Annotated in this window: 4 protein-coding genes and 1 pseudogene; 4 read left to right on the top strand and 1 reads right to left on the bottom strand. The window is 31.7% G+C overall.

Translation table 11 applies throughout. The features are described from left to right. Positions 1 to 23 precede the first annotated feature (23 nt). The 4 genes from rpsI to ACIQ2I_RS09315 all read left to right on the top strand — a co-directional run bounded on the left by rpsI (position 24) and on the right by ACIQ2I_RS09315 (position 3,403). Positions 24 to 410 (top strand): 30S ribosomal protein S9, encoded by a 387-nt coding sequence (gene rpsI / locus ACIQ2I_RS09300; protein WP_396182107.1) that lies wholly within the window; start codon positions 24 to 26, stop codon positions 408 to 410. Positions 411 to 665: 255 nt separating this feature from the next. Next, positions 666 to 1,478 carry a 30S ribosomal protein S2 gene (gene rpsB, locus ACIQ2I_RS09305; RefSeq protein ID WP_396182108.1) on the top strand — a complete coding sequence of 271 codons (813 nt, stop codon included), beginning with the start codon at positions 666 to 668 and terminating at the stop codon, positions 1,476 to 1,478. A gap of 138 nt (positions 1,479 to 1,616) precedes the next feature. Beyond that, a complete protein-coding gene (gene tsf, locus ACIQ2I_RS09310; protein ID WP_396182109.1) occupies positions 1,617 to 2,441 on the top strand; it encodes a translation elongation factor Ts in 825 nt (274 codons plus the stop codon). Positions 2,442 to 2,509: 68 nt separating this feature from the next. Next, positions 2,510 to 3,403 (top strand): DMT family transporter, encoded by an 894-nt coding sequence (locus ACIQ2I_RS09315; protein ID WP_396182110.1) that lies wholly within the window; start codon positions 2,510 to 2,512, stop codon positions 3,401 to 3,403. A 61-nt stretch (positions 3,404 to 3,464) separates the two neighbouring features. On the opposite strand, the pseudogene ACIQ2I_RS09320 reads toward ACIQ2I_RS09315, so the two are convergent. Then, positions 3,465 to 4,343, bottom strand: a pseudogene (locus ACIQ2I_RS09320) (insulinase family protein); the annotation flags it as partial.

The raw sequence follows: 4,343 nt of genomic DNA on the forward strand, positions 1-4,343 counted from the left end.
GTTAACCTAAACGATCTTAAGTAATGGGAGTAATTCACAAAATCGGAAGAAGAAAATGTGCAGTAGCACGTGTTTATGTTTCAGAAGGAACTGGTAACATTACAGTTAACAAAAGAGCGTTTGCTGTATACTTTCCAACTGCAACATTGCAGTACAAAGTAAAACAAGCCTTAACATTAACTAACAACGAAAACAATTTTGATGTTAAAATTAATGTGTATGGTGGTGGAGCAACTGGTCAAGCAGAAGCTGTAAGAATGGCAATTGCAAGAGCAATGTGCGAAGTAGAAGCAGAAAACAGATTGGTATTAAAACCAGAAGGATTACTAACAAGAGATCCAAGAATGGTAGAACGTAAAAAATTCGGTCAGAAGAAAGCACGTAAGAGATTCCAATTCTCGAAACGTTAATATTCGATATTTATCAGAATATATTTTCAGAACCTTTTTTACAATTAAATTAGAAATTAAAAATCAAGTTGTCGATATTTCTTTTTATTGAAAAAGAAATTAGTTTAGCATCTAAATGAAGCCGAAAAAATTAAAACGATTGAAAAATTAAAAGATTAAAAAATTATAACAATCTTTAAATCATTAAATCTTTGAATCTTAAAATTAAAATTAAAACGGAACATTGCTAGAACACGGAACGTAAACTATTACAAAATGGCAAACAAAATTGACGTTAAAGAATTATTAGAGGCAGGTGTACACTTCGGACACATGACTCGTAAATGGGATCCAAACATGGCCCCATACATTTATATGGAACGTAATGGTATACATATCATTAACCTATATAAAACGGCTGCAAAAATTGAAGAAGCTAATGAGGCTTTAAAAAGTATTGCAGCATCTGGTAGAAAAATACTTTTCGTAGCTACCAAAAAACAAGCAAAAGACATCGTTGCTGAAAAGGCAGCTGCTTGTAACATGCCTTACATTACTGAAAGATGGCCAGGTGGAATGTTAACCAACTTTATCACTATCAGAAAAGCGATTAAAAAAATGGCTTCTATTGATAGAATGAAAAAAGATGGCACTTTCATGACGCTTTCTAAAAAGGAACGTTTACAAGTAGATCGTTTAAGAGCAAAATTAGACAAGAACTTAGGTTCAATTGCTGACATGTCAAGAATTCCTGCTGCATTATTTGTAGTAGATATTAAAGCGGAACATATCGCGGTAAAAGAAGCAAAAAAGTTAAACATTCCAGTTTTCGCAATGGTTGATACAAACTCTGACCCTCGTTTGGTTGAGTATGTTATTCCTGCTAACGATGACGCTTCTAAATCAATCGATAAAATTTTAACTTTAGTAACTGCTTCAATTATAGAAGGTTTATCTGAAAGAAAAACAGACAAAGAAGAAACTTCAACTGAAGAAACTCCGGTAGCTGATACTCAGACTGTAGAAACTTCAACTGAAGCGGCTCCAGTAGCTGAAATTCAGGCTGAAGAAACTTCAACTGAAGCTTAAAAAATATAAATTCCGAAAGTAAAATTCCAAATTCCAAACTAATTTATTAACTATTTGTTATAAATTTTATAAACCTGGAATTTGGAAATTTACAATTGGAATTTCTTCATTTACATTAATAATCTAAAATAAAATAAAATGTCAAATATAACTGCTGCTGAAGTTAACAAATTAAGAACTACAACCGGTGCTGGTATGATGGATTGCAAAAAAGCTTTAGTTGAAGCTGAAGGTGATTTTGAATTAGCCATTGAAATTTTAAGAAAAAAAGGTCAAAAAGTTGCCGCAAACCGTTCAGATAGAGAATCTACTGAAGGTGCTGTTATTGCTGTTGTAAATAGCGATAATACTGCTGGTGTTGTAATTTCTTTAAATTGTGAAACAGACTTCGTAGGAAAAAATGAAGGTTTCGTAAAATTAGCAAATGATTTTGCAAACTTAGCTTTAAATTTTACAAATAAAGAAGCGTTTTTAGCTTCTGATTTTGGTGGAATTACTGTTGCTGAAAAATTAATTGAGCAAACAGGTGTTATTGGAGAAAAAATTGAAATTGGTGCTTTCGAAAGATTAGAAGGTGCTTTTATCAATTCATACATTCACGCTGGAAACGGTATTGCTACTTTAGTGGCTTTATCTGCAAATGTTGATGGTGGCGCTGAAGCTGCAAGAAACATTGCTATGCAAGCTGCTGCAATGGCGCCAATCGCTTTAGATGAAGCGGGTGTTGATGCAGACACTATTGCTAAAGAAATAGAAATTGCTAAAGATATGTTACGTCAGGAAGGAAAACCAGAAGCTATGATTGAAAACATCGCTAAAGGAAAATTAGGACGTTTCTTTAAAGATAATACTTTAGTAAATCAAGATTATATCAAAGATAGTTCAATAAGTGTGTCTGCCTATATTAAATCTGTAAATGCAGATTTAAAAGTAACAGGTTTCAAAAGAGCTGCTTTAGGTTAATATGTCTTAAAAAAAATTATACCTTTAAGGCTGTCAAATTTGGCAGCCTTATTTTTTTACACCTATTTATGAGAGAAAAAAATTCAAAATGGATTATTTTGCTACTATTAGCACTAGTTTGGGGAAGTTCATTTATTTTAATGAAAAAAGGCTTAGATGGCGGCATGAATCCGTTTCAATTAGGTGCGTATCGAATAATCTTTACTTCCATATTCTTACTTATTATTGCAGGTAAAGAATTACTAAATATTAAGAAGAAGAAAATAAAATATATTTTTGTAGCTGGATTACTAGGTAATTTCTTCCCTATTTTTCTTTTTGCCTTAGCACAAACACAAATTAGTAGTTCCATTAGTTCGACTTTAAACTCGTTTACCCCATTAAATACATTGATTATTGGGAGTGTGTTTTTCGGACTCACATTTAAAAGAAAACAAATCTACGGATTACTTATAGGGATTATTGGTTGTTTGGTATTAGTATATGCAGGCGCTTCAGGAAATCCATCAAAAAATTATTGGTTTGCATTATTGGTAATTATAGCTTCTTGGTGTTATGCCGCTAATATTAATATGGTGAAAAAATATTTATTTGACGTGTCGCCAATTGGCATTACAGTTGGGAATTTTGCTTTTCTTCTTATTCCTGCTTTGTTAATTTTATCTTTTACTGGTTATGATTTTCAAGCCATTCAAAATACAACAGATGGTTTGGGCATTTCAAACGATGTACATCCTTTAATTTATGTAGCCATTTTAGGTATTGTAGGCACAGGATTGGCAAATATCTATTTTTATAAACTCATACAAATGTCGTCTCCTATTTTTGCTTCAAATGTAACGTATTTGATACCTGTTGTAGCTACAATATGGAGTGTGATTTTTAACGAAGGCGTTACTTTATTACAAGTTTTAGGAACCATAATTATTTTGTTTGGCGTTTATATTACAAATAGAAAATAAAAATTTATTGCATAAAAAAAGGATTGCTTTCGCAATCCTTTTTCATTTTCAAAAAATAAATTTATTCGAAATCTTTTTCTGTAACTCCTTCATTAATTTTTACATCTTGTGTAATAAATTCTAAAGACATTCCAACATCCATAGTCATTTTATATGGAAATTTAATTCCTTTTACATCAACATAATCAGCATAGTAAGTCATTCCCTTACGTTTTTCAGCACCTACACCTGATTCGTTTTCAGTAGCTACTCTTAATCCTGTTTTTACATCATAAAAATATTTACTTGTACCAACTTGGATTGCATAAGCATCTTGTCCATTAAGCGATTCAATACCACTTAAAACAATTGTTTTATCAGTTAACATTTTTAATTCTACAAACGGAAAAGATTGTTGTTTCATTGTAGCAAACTCTTCACCTTCAAATGCCTTTTTTTGTCCTTGCGCTTCTTGATAACCTGTTTTATCTCCAACAACTTGTTTCATAACTGTCATTCCCATCATGTTCATAGTAATCAAGTTTTTATTTGAAACAGAAGACTTAGCCAACATTTCAATCTCACGACCTTGAATTTTAGCTTTTGCAGTTATTAAAGTAGTTTTAACAGCTTTTAAAGCTTTATCTCCACCAATAGCATCAATATAGTTTTTAACAACTGATTGAGCCGTTACGCCTGCAGGAATGTCTTTTTTAACCACTGGTTTATCAACTTTACTACCGTATTTATCAAAATAGAAAACTGGCATTTTTTCTTTTGCACTCATGGCCTCTAAACCTGGTAACACATCTGCGGCTTTTCCTACAATTACAACTCTTGTGTTATCTGCTAAGAAATATTTATTTGCAGCATTTTTAACATCTTCTGGCGTTACTGCATTGATGTTTTTTACATAATTTTCGTAAAAATCTTCAGGTAAACCTAATGTTTTAATGTTTAA

Origin of the sequence: Flavobacterium sp., assembly GCF_044368995.1 — a bacterium.
GTDB lineage: Bacteria > Bacteroidota > Bacteroidia > Flavobacteriales > Flavobacteriaceae > Flavobacterium.